The 21857-nt window shown below is 71.5% G+C and carries 21 protein-coding genes; 16 read left to right on the top strand and 5 right to left on the bottom strand.

What is annotated here, in order from left to right; translation table 11 throughout:
• Positions 1-13: 13 nt before the first annotated feature.
• Both ACZ6R6_RS15365 and ACZ6R6_RS15360 read right to left on the bottom strand, forming a co-directional pair.
• Entirely contained in the window at positions 14-1222 is a 1209-nt protein-coding gene (locus ACZ6R6_RS15365) for a cytochrome P450 family protein (protein WP_470093699.1), read from the bottom strand.
• A 259-nt stretch (positions 1223-1481) separates the two neighbouring features.
• Positions 1482-2366: a peptidylprolyl isomerase gene (locus ACZ6R6_RS15360; RefSeq protein ID WP_470093697.1), complete on the bottom strand. Its 885-nt coding sequence runs from the start codon at positions 2364-2366 to the stop codon at positions 1482-1484.
• 202 nt (positions 2367-2568) lie between these two features.
• Between ACZ6R6_RS15360 and ACZ6R6_RS15355 the strand changes: the two genes are divergently transcribed.
• The 8 genes from ACZ6R6_RS15355 to ACZ6R6_RS15320 all read left to right on the top strand — a co-directional run bounded on the left by ACZ6R6_RS15355 (position 2569) and on the right by ACZ6R6_RS15320 (position 11229).
• Positions 2569-3030, top strand: coding sequence for a hypothetical protein (locus tag ACZ6R6_RS15355; RefSeq protein ID WP_470093695.1), 462 nt, complete (start codon positions 2569-2571; stop codon positions 3028-3030).
• 174 nt (positions 3031-3204) lie between these two features.
• A complete protein-coding gene (locus tag ACZ6R6_RS15350) occupies positions 3205-4515 on the top strand; it encodes a replication-associated recombination protein A (RefSeq protein WP_470093694.1) in 1311 nt (436 codons plus the stop codon).
• Between the two features lie 277 nt (positions 4516-4792).
• Positions 4793-5179, top strand: a complete 387-nt coding sequence (locus tag ACZ6R6_RS15345) for a DUF948 domain-containing protein (protein ID WP_470093692.1) — start codon at positions 4793-4795, stop codon at positions 5177-5179.
• Positions 5176-5430, top strand: a complete 255-nt coding sequence (locus ACZ6R6_RS15340) for a hypothetical protein (RefSeq protein WP_470093690.1) — start codon at positions 5176-5178, stop codon at positions 5428-5430. The genes ACZ6R6_RS15345 and ACZ6R6_RS15340 overlap by 4 nt, the downstream gene beginning before the upstream one ends.
• Before the next feature lies 1 nt (position 5431).
• The gene (alaS, locus tag ACZ6R6_RS15335) at positions 5432-8104 is read left to right on the top strand and encodes an alanine--tRNA ligase (protein ID WP_470094055.1); all 2673 of its coding nucleotides are present in this window, start codon (positions 5432-5434) and stop codon (positions 8102-8104) included.
• A 45-nt stretch (positions 8105-8149) separates the two neighbouring features.
• The gene (ruvX, locus tag ACZ6R6_RS15330) at positions 8150-8650 is read left to right on the top strand and encodes a Holliday junction resolvase RuvX (protein WP_470094053.1); all 501 of its coding nucleotides are present in this window, start codon (positions 8150-8152) and stop codon (positions 8648-8650) included.
• 594 nt (positions 8651-9244) lie between these two features.
• Entirely contained in the window at positions 9245-10405 is a 1161-nt protein-coding gene (mltG, locus tag ACZ6R6_RS15325) for an endolytic transglycosylase MltG (RefSeq protein ID WP_470093689.1), read from the top strand.
• Complete coding sequence (locus tag ACZ6R6_RS15320) at positions 10405-11229, top strand: shikimate dehydrogenase (RefSeq protein WP_470094051.1); 825 nt, start codon at positions 10405-10407, stop codon at positions 11227-11229. The genes mltG and ACZ6R6_RS15320 overlap by 1 nt, the downstream gene beginning before the upstream one ends.
• Here the strand turns inward: ACZ6R6_RS15320 and ACZ6R6_RS15315 are convergent.
• Complete coding sequence (locus ACZ6R6_RS15315) at positions 11204-12163, bottom strand: hypothetical protein (protein WP_470093687.1); 960 nt, start codon at positions 12161-12163, stop codon at positions 11204-11206. The two genes, ACZ6R6_RS15320 and ACZ6R6_RS15315, sit on opposite strands and share 26 nt — an antisense overlap.
• On the bottom strand, positions 12160-12528 hold the full coding sequence (locus ACZ6R6_RS15310) for a PadR family transcriptional regulator (RefSeq protein WP_470093685.1): 369 nt from the start codon (positions 12526-12528) through the stop codon (positions 12160-12162). Before ACZ6R6_RS15310 ends, ACZ6R6_RS15315 begins: the two co-directional genes overlap by 4 nt.
• A 338-nt stretch (positions 12529-12866) precedes the next feature.
• Between ACZ6R6_RS15310 and infC the strand changes: the two genes are divergently transcribed.
• The 8 genes from infC to ACZ6R6_RS15270 all read left to right on the top strand — a co-directional run bounded on the left by infC (position 12867) and on the right by ACZ6R6_RS15270 (position 20312).
• Complete coding sequence (gene infC, locus ACZ6R6_RS15305; protein ID WP_442480491.1) at positions 12867-13535, top strand: translation initiation factor IF-3; 669 nt, start codon at positions 12867-12869, stop codon at positions 13533-13535.
• Between the two features lie 130 nt (positions 13536-13665).
• Positions 13666-13860, top strand: coding sequence for a 50S ribosomal protein L35 (gene rpmI, locus ACZ6R6_RS15300; RefSeq protein WP_306868740.1), 195 nt, complete (start codon positions 13666-13668; stop codon positions 13858-13860).
• Between the two features lie 24 nt (positions 13861-13884).
• Positions 13885-14268 carry a 50S ribosomal protein L20 gene (gene rplT, locus ACZ6R6_RS15295; protein WP_012892552.1) on the top strand — a complete coding sequence of 128 codons (384 nt, stop codon included), beginning with the start codon at positions 13885-13887 and terminating at the stop codon, positions 14266-14268.
• Between the two features lie 73 nt (positions 14269-14341).
• Entirely contained in the window at positions 14342-15172 is an 831-nt protein-coding gene (locus tag ACZ6R6_RS15290) for a TrmH family RNA methyltransferase (protein WP_470093682.1), read from the top strand.
• Between the two features lie 51 nt (positions 15173-15223).
• Positions 15224-16306, top strand: a complete 1083-nt coding sequence (locus tag ACZ6R6_RS15285) for a sensor histidine kinase (protein ID WP_470093680.1) — start codon at positions 15224-15226, stop codon at positions 16304-16306.
• Between the two features lie 119 nt (positions 16307-16425).
• Positions 16426-17475 carry a phenylalanine--tRNA ligase subunit alpha gene (pheS, locus tag ACZ6R6_RS15280; RefSeq protein WP_470094049.1) on the top strand — a complete coding sequence of 350 codons (1050 nt, stop codon included), beginning with the start codon at positions 16426-16428 and terminating at the stop codon, positions 17473-17475.
• Positions 17475-19991: a phenylalanine--tRNA ligase subunit beta gene (gene pheT, locus ACZ6R6_RS15275; RefSeq protein ID WP_470093678.1), complete on the top strand. Its 2517-nt coding sequence runs from the start codon at positions 17475-17477 to the stop codon at positions 19989-19991. Before pheS ends, pheT begins: the two co-directional genes overlap by 1 nt.
• Positions 19992-20066: 75 nt before the next feature.
• Positions 20067-20312, top strand: a complete 246-nt coding sequence (locus ACZ6R6_RS15270) for a hypothetical protein (protein WP_306868748.1) — start codon at positions 20067-20069, stop codon at positions 20310-20312.
• 165 nt (positions 20313-20477) lie between these two features.
• Here the strand turns inward: ACZ6R6_RS15270 and ACZ6R6_RS15265 are convergent, their stop codons facing one another.
• Positions 20478-21785, bottom strand: a complete 1308-nt coding sequence (locus ACZ6R6_RS15265) for an MFS transporter (RefSeq protein ID WP_470093676.1) — start codon at positions 21783-21785, stop codon at positions 20478-20480.
• Positions 21786-21857 lie beyond the last annotated feature (72 nt).

Genomic DNA, 21857 nt, shown 5'->3' with positions numbered 1-21857 from the left:
TGACCGGAAGGGGCTAGAAGCGGACGGGCAGCGCCCGCAGCCCACGGATCAGCGAGCCGTTCCGGTGCCAGGCGATCTCGCCGGGCGGGCAGGCGAGCGCGAGGTCCGGCAGGCGGCGCAGCAGCGTCTCGAAGGCGATCTGGGCCTCCAGGCGGGCCAGCGGCGCGCCCAGGCAGAAGTGGATGCCGTGGCCGAAGGCCAGGTGGCGGTTGTCGGTCCGGGTGATGTCGAGGGTGTCGGGACCGTCGAACGCCCCGGGGTCGCGGCCCGCCGCGCCGAGGCAGATGTGGACCAGGCTGCCCTTGGGGATGGGGACGCCGGCGATCTCCATGTCGTCGGTGGAGAAGCGGAAGGAGGCTCGCTCCACGGGGCCGTCGTAGCGTAGGAACTCCTCGATCGCCGACGGCAGCAGTCCGGGCCGTTCCCGCAGCAGCGCGAGCTGGCCGGGGTGGGTGAGCAGGGCCAGCATGCCGTTGCCGATCAGGTTGACCGTGGTCTCGTGCCCGGCGATGAGCAGCAGCGTGAGCGTGGACAGCACCTCCTCCTCGCTGAGCAGCTCCTCCTCGTCGCGGGCGGCGACCATCGCGCTGACCATGTCGTCGCGGGGCCGGGCCCGGCGCTCGGCGATGATCCGGGTGAAGTAGGCGCGCACGGCGTCGTTCGCCTCGGCGCGGTGCCGGACCTGCTCCTCGTCGAGAGGCGGGGTGATCAGAGAGGTCGACCAGTCACCGAAGGCTTCGCGGTCGTCGACCGGGACGCCCAGCAGCTCGCAGATCACCGTGATCGGCAGCGGGAAGGCGAAGTCGTCGAGCAGGTCGGCGTGGCCCCTGGCGGTCATCGCGTCGATGAGCTCGTCGGTGATCTCCTGGACCCGGGGCCGCAGGCTCTCGGTCCGCCGCGGGGTGAAGGCCCTGGAGACCAGGCGGCGCAGCCGGGTGTGGTCGGGCGGGTCGCTGTTGAGCATGTTGTGCGCGAGCACCGGGTTGTCCTGCTCGAGGAGCATGGGGAACAGCTCCGGCCACCGGGCCGGGTTCATGCTCAGGCGGGGGTCGTTGAGGGCCTTGCGGCCGTGCTCGTAGTCGACCACCAGGAAGGCGTCGGTACCGGGTGGGAAGTCGATCGGGTGGACCGGGCCCCTGTCCCGGAGCGCGCCGTAGGTGGAATAGGGATCCCTGCTGAACTCCGGGCTGAACACGAACTCGGCGGGTAGTTTCTCCGGCATCGGCGCCCCTCAGTGAGATGGATCACACTGTCTCCGCTTCAAGTGTCACTTGGGGACGCCGGATGTCGACCCTATATGAGCGGGATCACACGATATGGGATAGATCGTCCGCAGTATCGGGAGCTCCGCGGCGCGGGCCCGCCAGGGAGAAACGGCTCGGAAAAACCGGCGCGGGAGAACCCGCTCGGAGCGCCGGCCCGGAGAAAAGCGGACGCCCCGGCGGTCGGTCGACCGCCGGGGCGTCCCGCCCGGAACCTCGTCAGGTGAGCTTCATGTCCTTGATGATCACCGGGAGCTTGGGGGCGGTGGACCCGCCGTCGCCGGTGATGTCCTCGGGGTTGACGATCCACCCGCCCGCGGCGATCTTCTCCAGGACGTCCATGCCCTTGGAGACGATCCCGAAAGGCGTGTATCCCTGGTCCAGCTGGGCGTTCTCGTCTCCGAGGGAGAACCAGAACTGGCTGCCGTTCTGGTTGCTCGCGTCGGGGGGCTGGGCCAGCGCGACCGTGCCCTTGGCGTACGGCATGCCCCCGAGGTTCTCGTCGTTGAAGACGTAGCCCGAGCTGCCCTGGCCGTCGGTGGGATTCTCGCCGTCGGCCTTGGCCTGCGGGTCGCCGCACTGGAGCATGGACAGACCGGAGTTCTCCGGGGTGGCCAGGCGGTGGCACTTGGTGTTGTCGTAGAAGTTCTTCTTGGCCAGGAAGGCGAAGGAGTTCACCGTGCAGGGGGCCTGCTGGGTCGCCAGGTCGATCACGACGACACCGTGGTTGGTGGTGATCGTCATGGTCTTCAGCTTCAGGTTGGGCTTGCTCGGCGGCATGCCCACCTTCTTGGCCGGGCTGCCGCTGGTGTCCTTGCGGTAGGCGCAGCTCACCTTGGACGGGTCGGCCGGGGTGCTGGGCATGGCCGAGATCGACGGCTGCGCGGTGTCGGAGGGGGCCGGCGAGCTCGCGGCCACGGGCTTGCCGTCGCCCTTGCCTCCGAGCAGGGTCGTCGCGGCGACCAGGCCGCCGACGACGACGACGACCGCGACGCCGGCGCCGATGAAGGTGTTCCGCTTCGCCTTGGTCGCCTGCTCAGCACGCTGGGCCTGACGCTCCTTGTGCTCCCGCGCCAGCTGGCTCTGGCGGTCCTCGCCGCTCACCGCTATGTCCTCCACGATCACCGTTTCATGACTATTGACTGGCGGAAAGCGTACCGGCCTTGGCGTGTGCTGGATGTAAGTGACGTAATCCAACGCATGGGACAGATGGGGAACTCACCGGACACCCTGGTGCATTTCAGAACCGTTCGTGGTGAGATTCCGTATTCGGTGATGAAGAGTCGCGTATGACCGGAGCCCCCGCATGTTCGACGAGATCCTGGGCCTGCCCGCCCATCCCCTGATCATCCATGCCGCCGTGGTCCTGACGCCGCTCCTGGCGGTGCTGGCCGCCGCCCACGCGCTGGCACCGCGCACGCGGGCCGTACTGAAGTGGCCGGTGACGGCGCTCGCGGTGATCGTCCCGATCGCCGTCCTCGCGGCCAGGCAGAGCGGCGAGGCGCTGAAGGACGGGCGGTTCTCCTCGGTCGACGGCCGGCTCGGCCGGCGCATCGCCGAGCACGAGGGCTTCGCCACGCCGCTGCTGCTGTCCGCCCTCGCCCTGGGCGTGGTCTCGCTGATCCTCGTCCATCTCTCGCAGGGTGAGCGGTACGGACGGCTGAGCGGGCCGGCCGTCTCGGCGCTCACCGTGCTCGTGGCCGTCGCGGCGCTCTACTACGTGCTGCGCGCCGGGCACAGCGGGGCGGTCGCCGTCTGGGGGAGCTGACCGGGCCGGGGCTCCTTCCGCGGGCGCCGGCGGGCGCCCGCCGGAAACCCCCGCCGCGTTGGACGGACTCCCCGCCGCGCCGGACGGCCTCCTTGTCGGACGGCCTCCCTCCCGCGCCGGACGGGCGCCCGGCGCGTGGATCCGGCAGCGGCGCCCTGCCGGTACTGTCGGAGCGTGGACAGCCTGTTCGATTCGGCGGTGGAGGAGGCCCATCGCGGCCATGAGCCCCTGGCGGTGCGGATGCGCCCGCGCGGCCTCGACGAGGTGATCGGCCAGCGCCACCTGCTGGGCCCCGGCACGCCGCTGCGCAGGCTGGTCGAGGCCGAGGCGCCGATGTCGCTGTTTCTGTGGGGCCCGCCCGGCACCGGCAAGACCACCCTGGCCTATGTGGTGGCGGGGGTCACCAAGCGCCGCTTCGTCGAGGTCTCCGCCGTGTCCGCGGGCGTCAAGGAGGTCCGCGCGGCCATCGAGCAGGCCCGGCGCGAGCTGGGCATGTCCGGCCGCCAGACCGTGCTGTTCGTGGACGAGGTGCACCGTTTCAACAAGGCCCAGCAGGACGCCCTGCTGCCCGCGGTGGAGAACCGCTGGGTCACCTTCATCGGCGCCACCACCGAGAACCCGTTCTTCTCCGTCATCTCGCCGCTGCTGTCCCGCTCGCTCCTGCTGACCCTGGAGTCGCTGTCGGAGGACGACATCCGGTCGGTGCTGGAGCGCGCCGTGACCGACCCGCGCGGCCTGGACGGCAGGACGGAGCTGGCGCCCGAGGCCGCCGAGCACCTGACACGGCTGGCCGGGGGAGACGCCCGCAGGTCGCTGACCTACCTGGAGGCCGCCTCGCTGATCGCCGACGGCGAGATCACCGTCGAGGTGGTGGAGCGCGCGGTGGACAAGGCGGCCGTCCGCTACGACCGCCAGGGCGACCAGCACTACGACGTGATCAGCGGCTTCATCAAGAGCATGCGCGGCTCGGACGCCGACGCGGCGCTGCACTATCTCGCTCGCATGATCGAGGCGGGTGAGGATCCCCGCTTCATCGCGCGCCGGATCGTCATCTTCGCCTCCGAGGACGTCGGCATGGCCGACCCGACGTGCCTGCAGGTCGCGGTGGCCGCGGCCCAGGCGGTGGAGTTCATCGGCCTGCCCGAGGGGCGGCTCAACCTGGCCCAGGCGGTCATCCACTGCGCGCTGGCCCCCAAGTCCAACGCGGTGACCAACGCGATCGGCGCGGCCTCGGAGGACGTGCGGCGCGGCGGCATCGGCCACGTGCCCAACCACCTGCGCGACGCCCATTACAGCGGAGCCGGGAAGCTCGGCCACGGCAAGGGCTACAAATACCCGCACGACTTCGAGCACGGTCTGGTCCGCCAGGACTACGTCCCGCAGGAGCTCCGGGAGCGCCGCTACTACCAGCCCACCCGCCACGGGGCCGAGGCGGCCTTCGCCGACCGCTGGTCCAAGATCCGCTCCTTTCTCCGCGGCCAGTAACCCCCCCGGAAGGGGGGTGGCGGCCGCCCGGAGGGAGGTCCTGGGAGATCCGCCCGGCGCGGGCCGCCGCGGCGTCAAGCTAGCCGCGGCGGGGTTTCCGGCGACTAGCCTGGGTAGGCGCCCCCTGCGGGGCGGGGACGGCCCGCCGGCGAGGTCCGGCCCCGCGACGCCTCCCGGCCCATGCGGGACGGCCCGTCTGAGACGGCGTGCCGGGGGAGTGGTGCCGGACGCGATAGGGTTTTGCCGTTCCAGCCGGGTCGAGTGAGGAGATCGGCGCATGCTTACCGCCGGAGAGGTCGCAGGGCTGATCGTCGCCGTGGCGTGGGTGGTCCTGGTCTGCTTCCTGGCCATGGTCCTGGTGAGGCTGGCCCGGCTGCTCACCGAGACCACCAAGATGGTCTCGGAGCTGGGCGAGCGGGTGGTGCCGCTGCTGGAGGACGTCACGACCACCGTCAGCGAGGCCAACCGCCAGCTCGTGGCCGTCGAGGCGATCGCCGTGGACGTCAAGCAGGTCAGCGGGCACGTCGCCAAGGTCAGCGATGTCGCCCAGACCCTGGTCACCGGGCCGCTGATCAAGATCGCGGCACTCGGTCACGGCGTCCGGCAGGCCCTGCACGTCCGTGGCAGATCGAACCTTCGGATGCTGGAGAGGCGGCGGCGATGATCCGGCGACTGTTCTACATGTCCCTGGGCGCGTTCGGCGCGGTGTGGGTCATGCGTAAGCTGCAGGCGCTGCACCCGAACCACCTGGCCCGGCGCGCCGTGCACAGCGCCTCCGGCGCCCTGGAGCAGATGAGGGACTTCGCCGGCGACGCCCTGGAGGGCGCGGCCAAGCGGGAAACCGAGTTGCGGTCCAGGTTCGGGCTCGACACTGTTGAGAACACCTATCACTACGATGTAAAGGATGGCCGCTGACATGGAGTCGGCAGAGATCGCCCGCCGCTTCCTGCGCTTCTTCGAGGAGCGTGGGCACGCCGTAGTGCCCTCGGCCAGCCTGGTTGCCGAGGACCCGACGCTGCTGCTGGTCCCCGCGGGCATGGTGCCGTTCAAGCCCTACTTCCTGGGCCAGCAGAAGCCGCCCTTCAGCCGGGCCACCAGCGCCCAGAAGTGCGTGCGCACCCCCGACATCGAAGAGGTCGGCAAGACCACCAGGCACGCCACGTTCTTCCAGATGCTGGGCAACTTCTCCTTCGGCGACTACTTCAAGGAGCAGGCGATCCCGCTGGCGTGGGAGCTGCTGACCAAGCCGGAGTCCGAGGGCGGCTTCGGCTTCCCCGAGGAGCGCCTCTGGGTCACCGTCTACTACGACGACGACGAGTCCTACGCCATCTGGCACGACAAGGTCGGCGTCCCGGAAGAGCGCATCCAGCGCCGCGGCATGGCTGACAACTACTGGTCGATGGGCGTGCCCGGACCATGTGGCCCGTGCACCGAGATCTACTACGACCGCGGCCCCGAATACGGCAAGGACGGCGGCCCGATCGCCGACGAGAACCGCTACCTCGAGGTGTGGAACAACGTCTTCATGCAGTTCGAGCGCGGCGCGGGCGGGGTGAAGGAGGACTACCCGATCCTCGGTGAGCTGCCCGCCAAGAGCGTCGACACCGGCATGGGCCTGGAGCGCATGGCGGCGATCCTGCAGGGCGTCGACAACATCTACGAGATCGACACCACCTACAAGATCCTTGAGCGGGCCGCCGAGCTCACCAAGACGCGCTACGGCCGCGACGAGCGCGCCGACGTCTCGCTGCGGGTCATCGCCGACCACGTCCGGACCGGCGTCATGCTCGTCGCCGACGGCGTGCTGCCCTCCAACGAGGGACGCGGCTACGTGCTGCGCCGCATCCTGCGCCGCGCCATCCGCAACCTGCGCCTGCTCGGCGCGGGCGAGGAGCGCTACATGCACGAGCTCACCGCGGTGACCATCGGCGTGATGAGCGACCAATACCCCGAGCTCAAGGTCGACGCCCCGCAGATCCACGGTGTCATCGACGCCGAGGAGGCCTCCTTCCTGGGCACCCTCCGCACCGGCACCGCGATCTTCGACGTGGCCGTGGAGGAGACCAAGCGCAAGGGGCAGGGCACGCTCGGCGGGGAGCAGGCCTTCCAGCTCCACGACACCTACGGCTTCCCGATCGACCTGACCCTGGAGATGGCCTCCGAGCAGGGGCTGAAGGTCGACGAAGAGGGCTTCCGCCGGTTGATGAAGGAGCAGCGCGACCGGGCCAAGGCCGACGCCGCCGCCAAGAAGACCGGCAACGCCGACATCTCGGTGTTCGGGCAGATCCTGGAGAAGACCGGCAAGGTCGAGTTCCTCGGCTACGACCAGGTCAGCGCCGAGTCGGAGGTCATCGGCGTCCTCGTCGGCGGGCTCTCGGTCCCGGCCGCGGGCGCCGGCACCGAGGTCGAGGTCGTGCTGGGCCGCACCCCCTTCTACGCCGAGGGCGGCGGTCAGCTCGCCGACCAGGGCGTCATCCGCACCGACGGGGCCGAGGTGGAGATCGTGGACGTGCAGTCCCCGGTCGCCGGCGTCGTCGTGCACCGCGGAAAGGTCCGCACCGGTGAGATCCGGGTGGGCGACCAGGCCCAGGCCGAGATCGACGTCGAGCGGCGCCGCGCCATCTCCCGCAGCCACACCGCCACCCACCTGGTGCACCGCGGTTTCCGCAACGCGCTGGGCGAGACGGCGGCGCAGGCCGGTTCGGAGAACTCGCCCGGCCGCTTCCGCTTCGACTTCACCGCCGCCGGCGCCGTGGCGCCCAGCATGCTCCGTGACGTCGAGGACGAGGTCAACGCCGTCCTGATCAACGACCTCAAGGTCAACGCCTTCCACACCTCGCAGGCCGAGGCCCGGGCGATGGGCGCGCTGGCCCTGTTCGGCGAGAAGTACGGTGAGACCGTCCGCATCGTCGAGGTCGGCGAATACTCCCGTGAGCTCTGCGGCGGCACCCACGTCTCCAGCTCCGGCCAGCTCGGTCTGGTCAAGGTGCTGGGCGAGGCGTCGATCGGCGCGGGCGTGCGCCGGGTGGAGGCCCTGGTCGGCCTGGACGCCTTCCGCTTCCTGGCCCGCGAGAGCGTGCTCGTCGCCCAGCTGTCGGAGCAGCTCAAGGCCCGTCGTGAGGAGCTGCCCGAGCGGATCGAGGGCATCGTCACCCGGCTGCGCACCGCGGAGAAGGAGCTGGACAAGCTCCGCTCCGCCCAGGTGCTCGCGATGGCGGGCGAGCTGGCCGCCGGTGCCCGGGACCTGCACGGCGTGTCCGTCGTGACGCACCGCGCCCCTGACGGGACCTCCCCCGACGACCTGCGCAGGCTCGCCCTCGACGTGCGCGGCCGCTTCCCCGGTGAGCGCCCCGCGGTCGTCGTCGTCGCCGGCGTCCCCGGCGACCGGCCGGTGGTCGTCGCGACGGTGAACGAGACCGGGCGCGAGCGGGGTCTGAAGGCGGGCCGGCTCGTCGGTGTCGCCGCCAAGGCGCTCGGCGGTGGCGGCGGAGGCAAGGACGACGTCGCCCAGGGCGGCGGGGTCCGTCCCGAGGCGATCGGCGAGGCGCTCGGCGCCGTCGAGCAGGCGATCGCCCAGACGCTCGTCTGACGGCGGGCGCCTGCGGACCGGATCCGGCTCGGGGCGGAGACGATGATGAGAAGCGGTATCCGGATGGGCGTCGACGTCGGCTCGGTCCGCATCGGCGTGGCCCGCAGCGACCCCTCGGGGCTGCTGGCCACGCCGGTGGAGACCGTACGGCGCGGCAGGGGCGACCTGGACCGGCTCGCGGAGATCGCGGCCGAGTACGAGGTCGTCGAGATCGTGGTCGGCCTGCCGACCTCGCTTTCGGGGCGCGAGGGACAGGCGGCCGAGGCCGCCCGCGACTTCGCCGCCCGGATCGCGCGGCGGCTGGCGCAGATCCCGGTCCGGCTGTTCGACGAGCGGCTGACCACGGTCACCGCCCAGCAGGGCCTGCGGGCCAGCGGGGTGAAGGCCAAGAACCAGCGTGGTGTGGTGGATCAGGCGGCGGCCGTCGTGCTGCTCCAGGCGGCCCTGGACGCCGAGCGCGCCACCGGCACGCCGCCGGGCAGGGCGCTCGACCCGCCGGGCGAGGGGCAGCCCGGCGGAGGATCGAGTGGTGGGGCCGCTCGGTGAGCCCCCTGCGGCCGCCTGCGAGTGGTATGGCCCCGTCCCCCCTGGCGGTCGTCACGGTGGCGGGGCTCCGCCACGCCGAGGACGGACGGAGCCCCGGCCGTTCCGGGGGCACCGGAGCGACCGGCGGCCGGATCAGGGCGCGGGCCCCGCTCCGGTCCGGCGTCACGGTGCGCTACGCACAGTGGCGCGGGACCCCCGAGGTGCCGGAGAAGGGCACCCGGGTGAGACCGCCTCACGTCTGCTGTCCGCGGCCCGGATCCACTGTGTGGCCGGGGGCGAGGGTGCTGCGGACGCCTCTCAGGCCATATCAAGGTGATTGCTTCCGGTTTGTCACAATCGCTCCGGAGCATAGAATCACGAAATTCGCTGATACGGAGAGTGAGTTCGTGAGAGACCGGGAAGACCTGAACCGTTACCTCGGGGCGTGTTGATGCCCGGCGGAACACCTCTCGTTCCGTCGCATGCGGCGACGCGCACCGGCAGGCCTGGAGAAGGTGCCCGGCGAACCGGGGCGTTTGGCCCGGTGTCCCCCCTCGGTTTGGCATACCCGCTTGACGCCAGGCCGCACCTACCGGGAGATTGGCCGGCGACTCTATGAACGATCTCGATATGGACTTCCTGGTCGCCGACGACGACGGTGGGTCGCGGCGCAAGTCCCGCGCGTCCTCGGGCGGCGGCCGGCGCGGCCGTCGCCGTAAGCGCCGCCGAAACCGGGGCGGGTTCCTCGCCCCGATGCTCGCGGTCATCGTCCTGCTGGGCGGCATCGGCGCCGGAGGCTTCTACGGCTACACCTGGCTGCGCGATGTGATGACGCCCGACGACTACACCGGGCAGGGCACCGGCGAGGTCGTCGTGGAGATCAAGGGCGGCCAGAGCGCCTCGGACGTCGCCCAGACCCTGCAGGACAAGGGCGTGGTCAAGAGCGCCCGGGCCTTCGCCGACGCCGTCGCCAAGGCGGGCAAGAGCTCCTCCCTGCAGCCCGGCGAATACACCATGCGCAAGCAGATGTCGGCCGCCGCCGCCGTCGAGCTGCTCGACCCGGCCAAGCGGCTGCTGGAGCGGGTGACCCTCAAGGAGGGCCTGCGCCTGTCCGACACCCTGGAGCAGCTCGCCAAGCAGACCGGCAAGCCGCTCAAGGAGTTCCAGCGGGCCGCCAAGGACGTCAAGGCGCTGGGCCTGCCCTCCTACGCCAAGGGCAGGCTGGAGGGCTACGCCTTCCCGGCCACCTACGAGATCACGCCCAAGATGGAGCCCGCCGACATCCTGATCGCGATGGTCGACCGCTTCCACGAGACCGCCGGCAAGGACGGGCTGGTGAAGGAGGCCAGGGCTCTCGGTCGCACCCCGCACGAGATCATGACGATCGCCAGCATCGTCCAGGCCGAGTCCGGCAGCGTCAAGGACATGGGCAAGGTGGCCCGGGTCATCTACAACCGCCTCGACGGCAACCCCCCGCGCAAGCTGGAGATGGACAGCACGGTGATGTACGGGCTGAACAAGTACGGCGTCGCGGCGACCAACGCCGACCTTGAAAGCGACTCGCCCTACAACACCTACGCGCGGCTCGGCCTGCCGCCGGGACCGATCGCCAACCCCGGCGACCACGCCATCCAGGCGGCGCTCCACCCGACCAAGGGCGACTGGGTCTGGTTCGTGACCACCGACACCAAGCGCGGCATCACCAAGTTCACCTCCTCCGAGGCCGAGTTCTTCCGGTTCAAGGCGGAGTTCGAGCAGAACCAGAGGGGCGGATGATGAGGGCGGCGGTGCTCGGGTCCCCCATCGCCCACTCGCTCTCCCCCTACCTGCACCGCGCCGCCTACGAGGCCCTGGGCCTGTACGACTGGCGCTATGAGGCGATCGAGTGCGACGAGGCCGGGCTGCCCGCCCTGATCGGCGGCTCCGGCCCCGAGTGGGCGGGGCTGTCGCTGACCATGCCGCTCAAGCGGGCCGTGCTGCCGCTGCTCGACACGGTCTCCGAGCTAGCGGTCCAGGTGGGCGGGGCCAACACCGTGATCTTCCGCGACGGAGCCCGGCACGGTGACAACACCGACGTCCACGGCATCGTGCAGGCGCTCGCCGAGGCGGGCGTGACCCGGCCCCGGGCGGCGACGATTCTCGGTGGGGGAGCGACGGCGGCCTCCGCGCTGGCCGCGCTGCGCGAGCTGGGCCTGGCCGAGGCGGCCCTGGTGGTCCGCGAGCCGGCCAGGGCCTGGGAGACCGCGGAGGTGGCCGAGCGGCTGGGCATGACCCTGGCGGTGCGGACCTTCGACAAGCTCGACGACACCCTGGATGTGGACCTGGTCGTTTCGACCCTGCCCGCCGGAGCCGCCGACGACCTCGCCGGCCGGGTCGCCGGGGTGCCCGCGCTCTTCGACGTGGTCTACGCGCCGTGGCCCACCCGCCTGGCCGCGGCCGTGGCGGAGCGGGGCGGCGCGGTGATCGGCGGCTTCCCCATGCTCCTGCACCAGGCGGTCCGTCAGGTCGAGCTGATGACCGGCCGGACCGACGTGCCGGTGGAGACGATGCGGGCGGCAGGCAAGGCCGAGATCGTCAGACGAGCCGCTCCGGAGAGCTGACCGTCCCGGTGCCGTAGGGCATGAAGCCGCGCCGGGCGGCGACGGCCAGGACGCCGACGAGCAGGATCTCCACCAGGGACAGGAGCCACCTACCGTCGAGGGTCCTGCGGATCAGGCCGTCGCCGTACATCAGGAGCAGCATCGGCGACAGCAGCAGGATCACCCGGCGGCCGACCGGGGTGCGGCTGCCGGCCCCGCAGGCCATGGCGACCAGGGCCGGGCCGAGCAGGACGTTGGCGTAGTCGTCGGCTGACCAGCCGTACCAGAACGCGGTCGCCGCCGCCATCGCCACCGTGCTGACGGCGGCCCACAGGAGCAGTCTCCGGCGGCCGATGAGCTCGGTGCCCTCGGCGGGACGCGGCGCGGCGGTGAGCAGCAGAGCCGTGATCAGACCGGGCAGGGCCCCGAGCGCCTGCTCGGCGAGGGTGGATGCGCTGCCCGGGGGGTAGCCGCCCGTCCGCTCGACCAGGTCCGCGGTGGCCACGGCGGTGACGACGGGACCGGCGAGCCCGAGGATCCACGCGGCGGCCGCCGCCGTCCAGCGCAGGCCGCGCAGTGCGAGCCCCACGATCAGCGCGTTGGGCAGGAGGTCGACGAGCCCCAGCAGGTTGTAGGCCGACAGGCCCGGATCGCTCGGCCACAACAGCACGACCATCCCGGCGACCTGGTTGAGGAGCAGGTAGACGGGGGTGATGACGGCGGCGACGTTCAGCGCGTCGCGCCAGTGCGCGGCGGCCTCGGGGCCGAGGAACCGCTGGAGGCGGATCTGCACTCCGCCCCGGACCAGGTCGAGGGCGTCGCGTGGGTCCGGCAGCCTGCGCCCCGGCTCGGCTCCGGCCAGCAGCACCCCGATCATCTCCTCCTCGTGGCGCGCCCTGTGCTCCCGGGGGTAACAGGCCATGAGCCTGCGGTAGCGCGTCTCCAGAGGGTTCACGCGGCGCCTCCGGCGAGACCGCGGCGGAACAGCGTGCCGCCGGCCGGCCGGACGCGCAGGCGGGCGGCGGCGGCCGCGGCGTGCCGGCGCAGCCGTTCGGCCTCGGCCGCCAGGCGGTCGGCGCCGTCGCCGGTCAGCCGGTAGTAACGCCGCAGGCGGCCGTCCACGACCTCCTCGCGGTCGGCGGCGACGAGACCCTCGGACTGGAGGCGGTCGAGGGCGGCGTAGAGGGTGCCCGCGCGCAGGCGCACCCGGCCGTCGGAGATCTCCTGGACGTCGGTGATCACCCCGTAGCCGTGCTGGGGCCCGGCGGCCAGGGCCGTGAGGATCAGGAACGTGGGTTCCTGCATCGATCGCTCGCTCATACTGTCTTTATATAACGACCATCGGCATATCGCGCAACGGCTCCCGGGATCGCGCCGCCGGCGGGGATGTCGCGGGATGATTCTGTGGACGTGGGGGGTTGTGGTAATGTAACTACTCGATCGGTCCGGCATGCCTGCTGGACGCGCAAGCGGAGGTTCACCTCCCACCTGGTCGACCGCAAGGTCGGCAGGTCAAGGATCACACCGGGTAACTCCGGAGAGCTCAAGGTGTCAGATCCGATGAGCTCATGTGGCCCCGCATGCGCGACGTGCGGGGCATTTCGTGCATCCAGACCTGCCAACGGCCTGCGTTCCACGACCTCCCGGCACGATCGAGCATGTGGCAGCCGCCCGCGAAGGCGGCTGCGGATCGCAACCTAGGAGGCCCCATCAGCGCCGAGCCCCGCATCAACGACCGTATTCGCGTCCCCGAGGTCCGCCTCGTCGGCCCGAACGGCGAACAGGTTGGCATCGTCTCCATCGGCGATGCTCTGAAGCTGGCTCAGGAGTCCGACCTCGACCTCGTTGAGGTCGCGGCCACGGCCCGCCCGCCCGTGTGCAAGCTCATGGACTACGGCAAGTTCAAGTACGAGTCCGCGATGAAGGCACGTGAGGCGCGGCGTAACCAGGCGTACACGATCATCAAGGAGATCAAGCTCCGGCCGAAGATCGACCCGCACGACTACGAGACCAAGAAGGGTCACGTGGTGCGGTTCCTCAAGGCCGGAGACAAGGTCAAGGTCACGATCATGTTCCGCGGGCGGGAGCAGTCCCGACCCGAGCTGGGCTTCCGGCTCCTGCAGCGCCTGGCGGAGGACGTCACGGAGCTCGGCTTCGTGGAGTCCCAGCCCAAGCAGGACGGCCGAAACATGATCATGGTGATCGGCCCGCACAAGAAGAAGGCCGAGGCCAAGGCCGAGAAGGCGGCGGCCAAGGCGCGGCGTGACGAGGACTCCGTGGAGGGTCAGGCGCCCGTCGAGGACGAGGTGGCCGCTCCGCAGGAGTGACTCGCATAGCCTGAACCGTCAGGTAGTCGCGAGATTAAGCCGAGACCGGGTCCGGTCTCGCAGTCAGGCATGCCCTTGACTCGGGTTACCGGCCCGGGACATCGGCACGATCGAGGGAGAGACGGCTGAGATGCCGAAGATGAAGACGCACAGCGGTGCGAAGAAGCGATTCCGGCTCACCGGTTCCGGCAAGATCAAGCGCCGCCGGGCCAACCGCGCGCACTACAACGAGTGGAAGTCGTCCACCTTGACGCGTCGTCTCAAGTCCGAGGTCGTGCTCTCCGATGCCGACGCCAAGAAGATCAAGAAGCTGCTCGCTAAGTAACGGCCCCCGGGGAGATAGATACACATGGCACGCGTGAAGCGGGCGATCAACGCCAAGAAGAAGCGCAAGGTCGTTCTCGAGCGGGCGAAGGGCTACCGGGGCCAGCGGTCCAGGCTGTACCGCAAGGCCAAGGAGCAGATGCTCCACTCGATGACCTATGCCTACCGCGACCGCAAGGACCGCAAGGGCACCTTCCGCCGTCTCTGGATCCAGCGCATCAACGCCGCTGCCCGCCAGAACGGCATCACCTACAACCGGCTCATCCAGGGTCTGCGCCTGGCCTCCATCGAGGTCGACCGCAAGATCCTCGCTGACCTCGCGGTCAACGACGCCGCCACGTTCGCGACGCTGGTCGAGGCCGCCAAGAAGGCGCTCCCGGCCGACGTGAACGCGCCGGTCGCCGGCTGAATCCGGCACTGACGAGTGTGCGGCCCACAGCGATCACGCTGTGGGCCGCATTCGCATTCTTGGGGGGACGGGCATGGCGGGATCTGAGCTGACCAACATCAAGTCGCCGAGGGTCAAGGCCGTGCGGCGGCTGACCAAACGGGCCTTCCGGGACCGGGACCGGTCCTTCCTCGCCGAGGGGCCGCAGGCCGTCCGCGAGGCGCTGGCGCTGGACGGCGTCGTGGTGGAGCTGTTCGCCACGGCCGAGGCCGGGACGCGCCACGCCGACATCGTCGCCGCCGCCACCGCCGCGGGGGTGCCCGTCCACCGGGCCAGCGGCGAGGTCATGGCCGAGCTCGCCCAGACCGTCACCCCGCAGGGGCTGTTGGCGGTGTGCCGGTTCGTGCACGTGGCCCTGGAGCGCGCCGTCACCGCCGACGCCAGGCTGGTGGCCGTGCTCGCCCACGTCCGCGATCCGGGGAACGCCGGGACCGTGCTGCGCACCGCCGACGCGGCGGGCGCCGACGCGGTCGTCTTCACCGACGCCTCGGTGGACCCCTACAACGGCAAGTGCGTCCGGGCCAGCGCGGGCAGCCTGTTCCACCTCCCGGTCACCACCGGGGCGCCGGTGGCGCAGGCCGTGCGGAGGCTGAAGGACTCCGGGCTGCGGGTGCTCGCCGCCGACGGCGCGGGCGAGCGGACCCTGGACGACGTGGACCTGTCCGGGCCGACCGCCTGGGTCTTCGGCAACGAGGCGTGGGGACTGCCGGAGGAGATCCTGCGGCTGACCGACGAAGTGGTCCGCGTGCCGATCTACGGCCGGGCCGAGAGTCTCAACCTCGCGACCGCCGCCGCGGTGTGTCTGTACGCATCTGCCCGGTCTCAGCGGGCCGGTTCCCGGACCCCCGCTCCGAGGCTGCCGTAGAACGCGGGAAACCCGCTATTGTCGGCGTTGTAGCGTCGAGGAGGCGGGGTCGTGCACGGCGAACACACCGACGAGCGGAGCGCTGATTCCGCCTGTGTGATCGACGTGGACGAGCTCCCCGACGGCCTCGTCGTCACCGACCGGGACGGCCACGTGCTGGCCGTCAACCGGGCCGCGACCCGCCTGACCGGGGTCACCCGCGACCAGGCCGCCGGACGGCACCTACGGGACGTGTTCTCCTTCCGTGACCACGACGGGCGCGACTGGTGGAAGTGGTTCGACACCTACGGCGGGCTGCCCACCCGCAGCCGCCAGCCCGAGCTCCCGCTGCGCACCCCGGGTGGCCAGGAGATGCTCGTGGCCGCCCGCCTGGTGCGCCGGCCCGAGCGGGGCGGCGAGATCGTCCGAGTGGTGATCACGATGCGCGACGCCGGCGCCCGCGCCCGCCTGGAGCGCAGCCGCGCCGACCTGGTCTCCACCGTGGCCCACGAGCTCCGCTCCCCGCTCACCAGCGTCAAGGGCTTCACCGCGACCCTGCTGGCCAAGTGGACCCGCTTCACCGACAACCAGAAGCTCGTCATGCTGGAGACGGTCAACGCCGACGCCGACCGGGTGACCCGGCTGATCACCGAGCTGCTCGACGTCTCCCGCATCGAGTCCGGGCGGCTGGAGATCCACCGCCAGGTGGTCGACATCCCGGCCAGGGCCCGCAAGATCATCGCTGGGCGGGTCGCGGCGGGCGAGCCGGAGGACCGCTTCCGGCTTCAGGTGCGGGACGAGCTGCCCGAGACCTGGCTCGACCAGGACAAGATCGACCAGGTGCTGGCCAACCTGGTGGAAAACGCGGTGCGGCACGGGCGCGGTACGGTGACAATAACCATCGAGCCGAACGAATGGGGAGTGACCGTGTCCGTCCGTGACCAGGGAGAGGGCATCCCGCCCGAGCTGGCCACGCGCGTGTTCCGGCAGTTCTGGCGGGGCAACGCCCGCCGCCGCGGTGGCACCGGGCTCGGCCTGTTCATCGTCAAGGGCCTGATCGAGGCCCATGGCGGCACCATCTCCGTGCAGCGGGGGCCCGAGGGCGGGGCCGAGTTCCGATTTATGGTGCCCACCGGCACCCCTGACTTCGCCTGAGCGTGGATGCAGGCCCGGTGGGCTCTCCCGACTAGACTCGTTGCCGCTTAAGCCCTGGATTCGGAGCTCTCTTGTCTAACTACGACCCGGTTGAGGTGACCCCGCTGCACGCCGATGAGATGGTGCGCATGCAGGCCGACGCGCTCGACGCCATCAAGGCGGCGCGCGACCTCGACGAACTCAAGCAGGTACGGCTCGCGCACGCCGGTGACCGCTCGCCGATCGCCCTGGCCAACCGTGAGATCGGCGCCCTGCCGCCGGCGGCCCGCGCCGAGGCGGGCAAGCGCATCGGCGGTGCCCGCAAGGCCGTCACCGAGGCTCTCGCCGAGCGCCAGGCCCAGCTGGAGGCCGAGCGTGACGAGCGGGTCCTCGTCGAGGAGACCGTCGACGTCACGCTGCCCGCCGACCGCGCCCCGCGCGGCGCCCGGCACCCTCTGACCACCCTGCAGGAGCGCGTCGCCGACGCGTTCGTCGCGATGGGCTACGAGGTGGCCGAGGGCCCCGAGCTGGAAGGCGAGTGGTTCAACTTCGACGCGCTGAACATCTCGCCCGACCACCCGGCGCGCTCGGAGCACGACACCTTCTTCGTGGAGTCGGTCGACTCCGGCATGGTGCTGCGCACGCAGACCTCGCCGGTGCAGATCCGGGCCCTGCTCAGCCGGAGCCTGCCGGTCTATGTGATCTCGCCCGGCAAGGTGTTCCGCACCGACGAGCTCGACGCCACCCACACCCCGGTCTTCCACCAGGTCGAGGGGCTGGCGATCGACGAGGGCCTGACCATGGCCCACCTCAAGGGCACCCTCGACCGGTTCGCCGAGGTCATGTTCGGCGAGGGCATCACGACCAGGTTCCGGCCGAACTACTTCCCGTTCACCGAGCCGTCCGCCGAGATGGACCTGAAGTGCTTCGTCTGCCGGGGCGCCTCCGCGGTGCCCGGCAACCCGCACTGCCGCACCTGCAAGTCCGAGGGCTGGATCGAGTGGGGCGGCTGCGGCATGGTCAACCCGCGGGTGCTCATCGCCTGCGGCGTCGACCCCGGCCGCTACAGCGGCTTCGCTTTCGGCATGGGCATCGAGCGCACGCTGATGTTCCGCCACAACGTCGAAGACATGCGCGACATGGTCGAGGGAGACGTCCGCTTCACGCTCCCGTTCGGGATGGAGGTCTGATGAAGGTCCCGCTTTCATGGCTGCGGGAGTATGTCGATCTCCCCGCCGTCACCGCCCAGGAGGTCGCCGACAGGCTCACCGCCGCGGGCCTCAAGCTGGAGGCCGTCACCTCCTATGGCCACGACGTCAAGAACGTGGTCGTCGGCGAGGTGCTCGCCATCGAGGAACTGCAGGGCTTCAAGAAGCCCATCCGGCACTGCCAGGTCGAGGTGGGAGAGGCCGCGCCGCGTGAGATCGTCTGCGGCGCGACCAACTTCGCCGTCGGCGACCGGGTGCCGGTCGTGCTGCCCGGCGGCGTGCTGCCCGGCGGCTTCGAGGTCGGCGCCCGCAAGACCTACGGACGGATGTCCGAGGGCATGATCTGCTCCGAGCGCGAGCTCGGGCTGGGCGACGAGCACGGCGGCATCATGGTGCTGGCCGAGGGCACCCCGATCGGGGCCGACGTGGTCGAGCTGCTCGGCCTGCGTGACGACGTGATCGAGCTGGAGATCACCCCGGACATCGGCTACGCGCTGTCGATCCGCGGTGTGGCCCGTGAGGCGGCCACCGCCTTCGGCTCGGCCTTCCTCGACCCGGCCGACGTCTCCCCGCCCGCCGGCGCGGGGCCGTCCTATCCGGCCTCCATCGCCGACCCGGCCGCCTGCGACCGTTTCGTGCTGCGCGAGGTGCAGGGCTTCGACCCGGCGGCGCCCAGCCCGCTGTGGCTGCGCGTACGGCTCACCCGCGCCGGCATGCGCCCGGTCTCGCTGGCCGTCGACGTCACCAACTACGTGATGCTGGAGCTCGGCCAGCCCCTGCACGCCTTCGACGCCGCCAGGCTGACCGGCGGGATCGTGGTGCGCCGGGCCGAGCCGGGCGAGACGCTGGAGACGCTCGACCACGTCGTCCGCAAGCTCGACCCGGAAGACATCCTGATCACCGACGCGTCGGGGGCGATCTCGATGGCCGGGACCATGGGTGGCCTGCACACCGAGATCTCCGAGGCCTCCACCGACATCGTGATCGAGGCCGCGCACTTCTCCGCCAGCGGCGTGGCGCGGATGTCCCGCCGCCACAACCTGGTCAGCGAGGCGTCCAAGCGCTTCGAGCGGGGCGTGGACCGGGAGCTGCCGCTGTACGCCTCCTGGCGCGCGGCCCAGCTCCTGGCGGAGCTCGGCGGCGGCACGATCCAGCCGGGCGTGACCCATGCCGAGGCCGAGGTCGAGCCGGTCCGCATCTCCATCCCGAGCGGCCACCCCGGCAGGGTCGCCGGGATCGGCTACGACCGGGAGACCGTGATCCGCCGCCTTGAGCAGGTCGGCTGCACGGTCGCCGGCGGCGCGGTCGCCCCCGCCGATGAGATCGCCGCCAAGCTCGCGGTCACCGGCGACGACATGCTGACGGTCACCCCGCCTTCCTGGCGGCCCGACCTCACCGACCCGAACGACCTCGCCGAGGAGGTCATCCGGCTCGAAGGCTACGAGAACCTGCCCTCGATCCTGCCGGCCGCCCCGGCGGGCGCCGGTCTCAGCGAGGGCCAGCGGCTGCGCCGCCGGGTGGGCCGGGCGCTGGCCGCCTCCGGCTACGTCGAGATCCTGGCCTACCCCTTCGTCGGGGAGCGTGACTTCGACAACCTGCAACTGCCCGCCGACGACGCGCGCCGCCGGGCCGTACGGCTGGCCAACCCGCTCAGCGAGGATGAGCCGCTGATGCGGACCACGCTGCTGCCGGGGCTGCTCAAGACGCTGGTCCGCAACGTGGGCCGGGGTTTCGGCGACACCGCGCTGTTCGAGACGGGCCTGGTCTACCGGCCGTCCCAGGGCGCGGCCAAGACCGCGCCGGTGCTCGGGGTGGACCGCAGGCCGAGCGAGGAGGAGCTCGCCTCCATCGAGTCCGCGCTGCCCGCCCAGCCGCTCCGGGTGGCAGCCGTGCTGGCCGGGGAGTTCGAGCGCTCCGGATGGTGGGGCCAGGGACGCGCGGCCGCCTGGGCGGACGCCGTCGAGGCGGCCCGCACGGTGGCCCGCGAGGCCGGGGTCACCCTCGAGGTCCGTGCCGACCGGCACGAGCCCTGGCACCCGGGCCGCTGCGCGGCCCTGTACGCCGGGAATGTGCTCGTCGGTCACGCCGGTGAGCTGCACCCGCGCGTCATCGAGGCCTACGGCCTGCCCGCGCGCACCAGCGCGATGGAGCTGGAGCTGACCAGGCTGGAGCCGCTGTCGGCCGGTCCGGCGCAGGCCCCCGCGGTCTCCTCCTACCCGGTCGCCACGCAGGACGTCGCGCTCGTCGTCGAGGCCGCCACCCCGGTGGCCGAGGTGGAGAGGGCGCTGCGCGAGGGGGCGGGCGAGCTGCTGGAGTCGGTCCGGCTGTTCGACGTCTACACCGGGGCCCAGACCGGCGAGGGCAGGAAGTCCCTGGCCTACACCCTGCGGTTCCGGGCGCCGGACCGGACGCTGACCGTCGAGGAGACCACCGCGGCCCGCGACGCGGCCGTGGCGCTCGCCGGCGAGCGCACCGGAGCCCAGCTCCGCGGCGTCTGAGGCACATCTGAGAGGGCCCCGGCGGCGCCGCCGCCGGGGCCCTCGCCTTCGGCGAGGACGATTCCGGGAGGGACGATGAGACACCTGCTGGTGTTCGCCGAGCGCGACGACGCCGAGGAGGTCGCCGAGAGCGTGGCCGAGGAGTTCCCGCGGATCGGCGTGCCCGCGGTCGTCCGGGAGACCCTCGCGGGAGAGGACGACGCCGAGGACGCCCAGTGGGTCGTGGTCGTCGAAGATCCCGGCGGGACGCTGGAGGCCGGTCACCTGGCGTGGCTGGAGGCGCTGGCGGAGGAGTACGACGGCTGGCGCGAGGCCGGCTGACCGGTTCGGGGCCAGGCGCTCCCGCCCCCCCGCCGCCTCCGGCTCCGTACGCCGGCCGTCGTGTCCTCGCAGGGGCGACGGGCCCCGCCCGGTGCGCGAGCCCGCGTCGTGTCCTCGCAGGGGCGACAGGCCCGTCCGGCGGACGGGGCCGGCCGCCGCCGGGGCTCAGGTCTCGGTGACGGCCTCGCGGCGGGCGCGCTCCCTGACCGCGTGCTCATCGGTGCGGGCGTCGTAGCCACGGAACCTGGGCAGCAGCCCGGCCATCGCGACCACCGCGCCGACGCACAGCAGGCCGCCGGCGCCCAGGGAGAAGCGGGTCCCGCCGAGATCGCCCATCAGGCTCGCCCTGGCGTTGCCGAGCATCGGACCGCTGGTGTAGGAGAGCAGCTCGATGCCGGCCAGACGGCCGCGGAACTCGTCCGGGATGGTCTGGTTCCAGATCGTGGAGCGGAAGACGCCGCTGATCATGTCGGCCGCCCCGGCCAGCGCCAGGCAGGCGAAGACGCCCCAGGCGGTCGGCATGACGGCCGCCAGCGCCACCGCGGCGCCCCATCCGATCGCCGCGACGATGACGCCCAGACCGTGGCGGTGGACGTGGTTGGTCCAGCCGGAGGTGACCGAGGCGACCAGCGAGCCGATGGCCGAGGCGGAGAAGAACAGGCCCTGCGCCTCGGGGACGCCGAGCTCGTCGGCGAGGAAGGGGTAGAGCGCGGTGGAGAAGGCGAAGACCATCGCGGCGACGTCCACCAGGTAGGTGCCCATCAGGTCGGGGCGGCCCACGGCGTAGCGGACGCCCTCGACCAGTGCCCTGACCGACGGCGGGGGAGCGTCCTCGGACTGCGGTGGGGCCTTCACCGGCCAGAGCAGGGCCAGGGAGATCAGGAACGTCGCGACGTTGACGCCGTAGGTGGTGGCGAAGCCGGACCAGACGACGAGCAGGCCGCTGAGACCGGGGGCGACGATGGCGCCGAGGTTCCAGCGGAAGCTGGTCAGCGCGGCGGCGGCGGTGAGCTGGTCGTGCCTGACCACGCGTGGCATCAGCGACTCCAGGCTGGGCCGCTGCAGGCTGCCCAGGCCCGCCGAGAGCGCGCCGACCACGTACAGCACCCAGACCTGCGGCTCGGGCAGCATCGCGTTGAGCATCAGGACCACGACCGTGGCGCAGAGCCCCGCCTCGGTGTAGAGGATGATCTTGCGCCGGTCCAGCGCGTCCGCGATCGCCCCGCCCCACAGGCCGCAGACCACCATCGGCACGAACTCGGCCACGCTGACCAGGCCGACCGCCAGGTAGGAGTCGTCGGTGAGCTCCTTCATCTGCAGCGGGACCGCGACCAGGGTGAGGAAGGTGCCGAACATCGTGATCATCCCCGAGCCGAACAGCAGCCGGAAGTCACGGGAGTCGCGCAGCGGGCTCAGATCCATTTTCAGCCGGCGGGCCAGCGTTCTGAGCGGTCGATCGGCAGTTTCAGGCACGGACAGCTAGTCTCGGCGCCGGCCCGCGCCAGGGCAACTGGTTTTGGGCCGGACCGGACGGCCCGCGCCGGC

The organism is Streptosporangium sp. NPDC048886, from assembly GCF_055586905.1.
The sequence above is the reverse complement of the archived record's forward strand: the minus strand, read 5'-3'. Positions and strand labels throughout refer to the sequence as shown.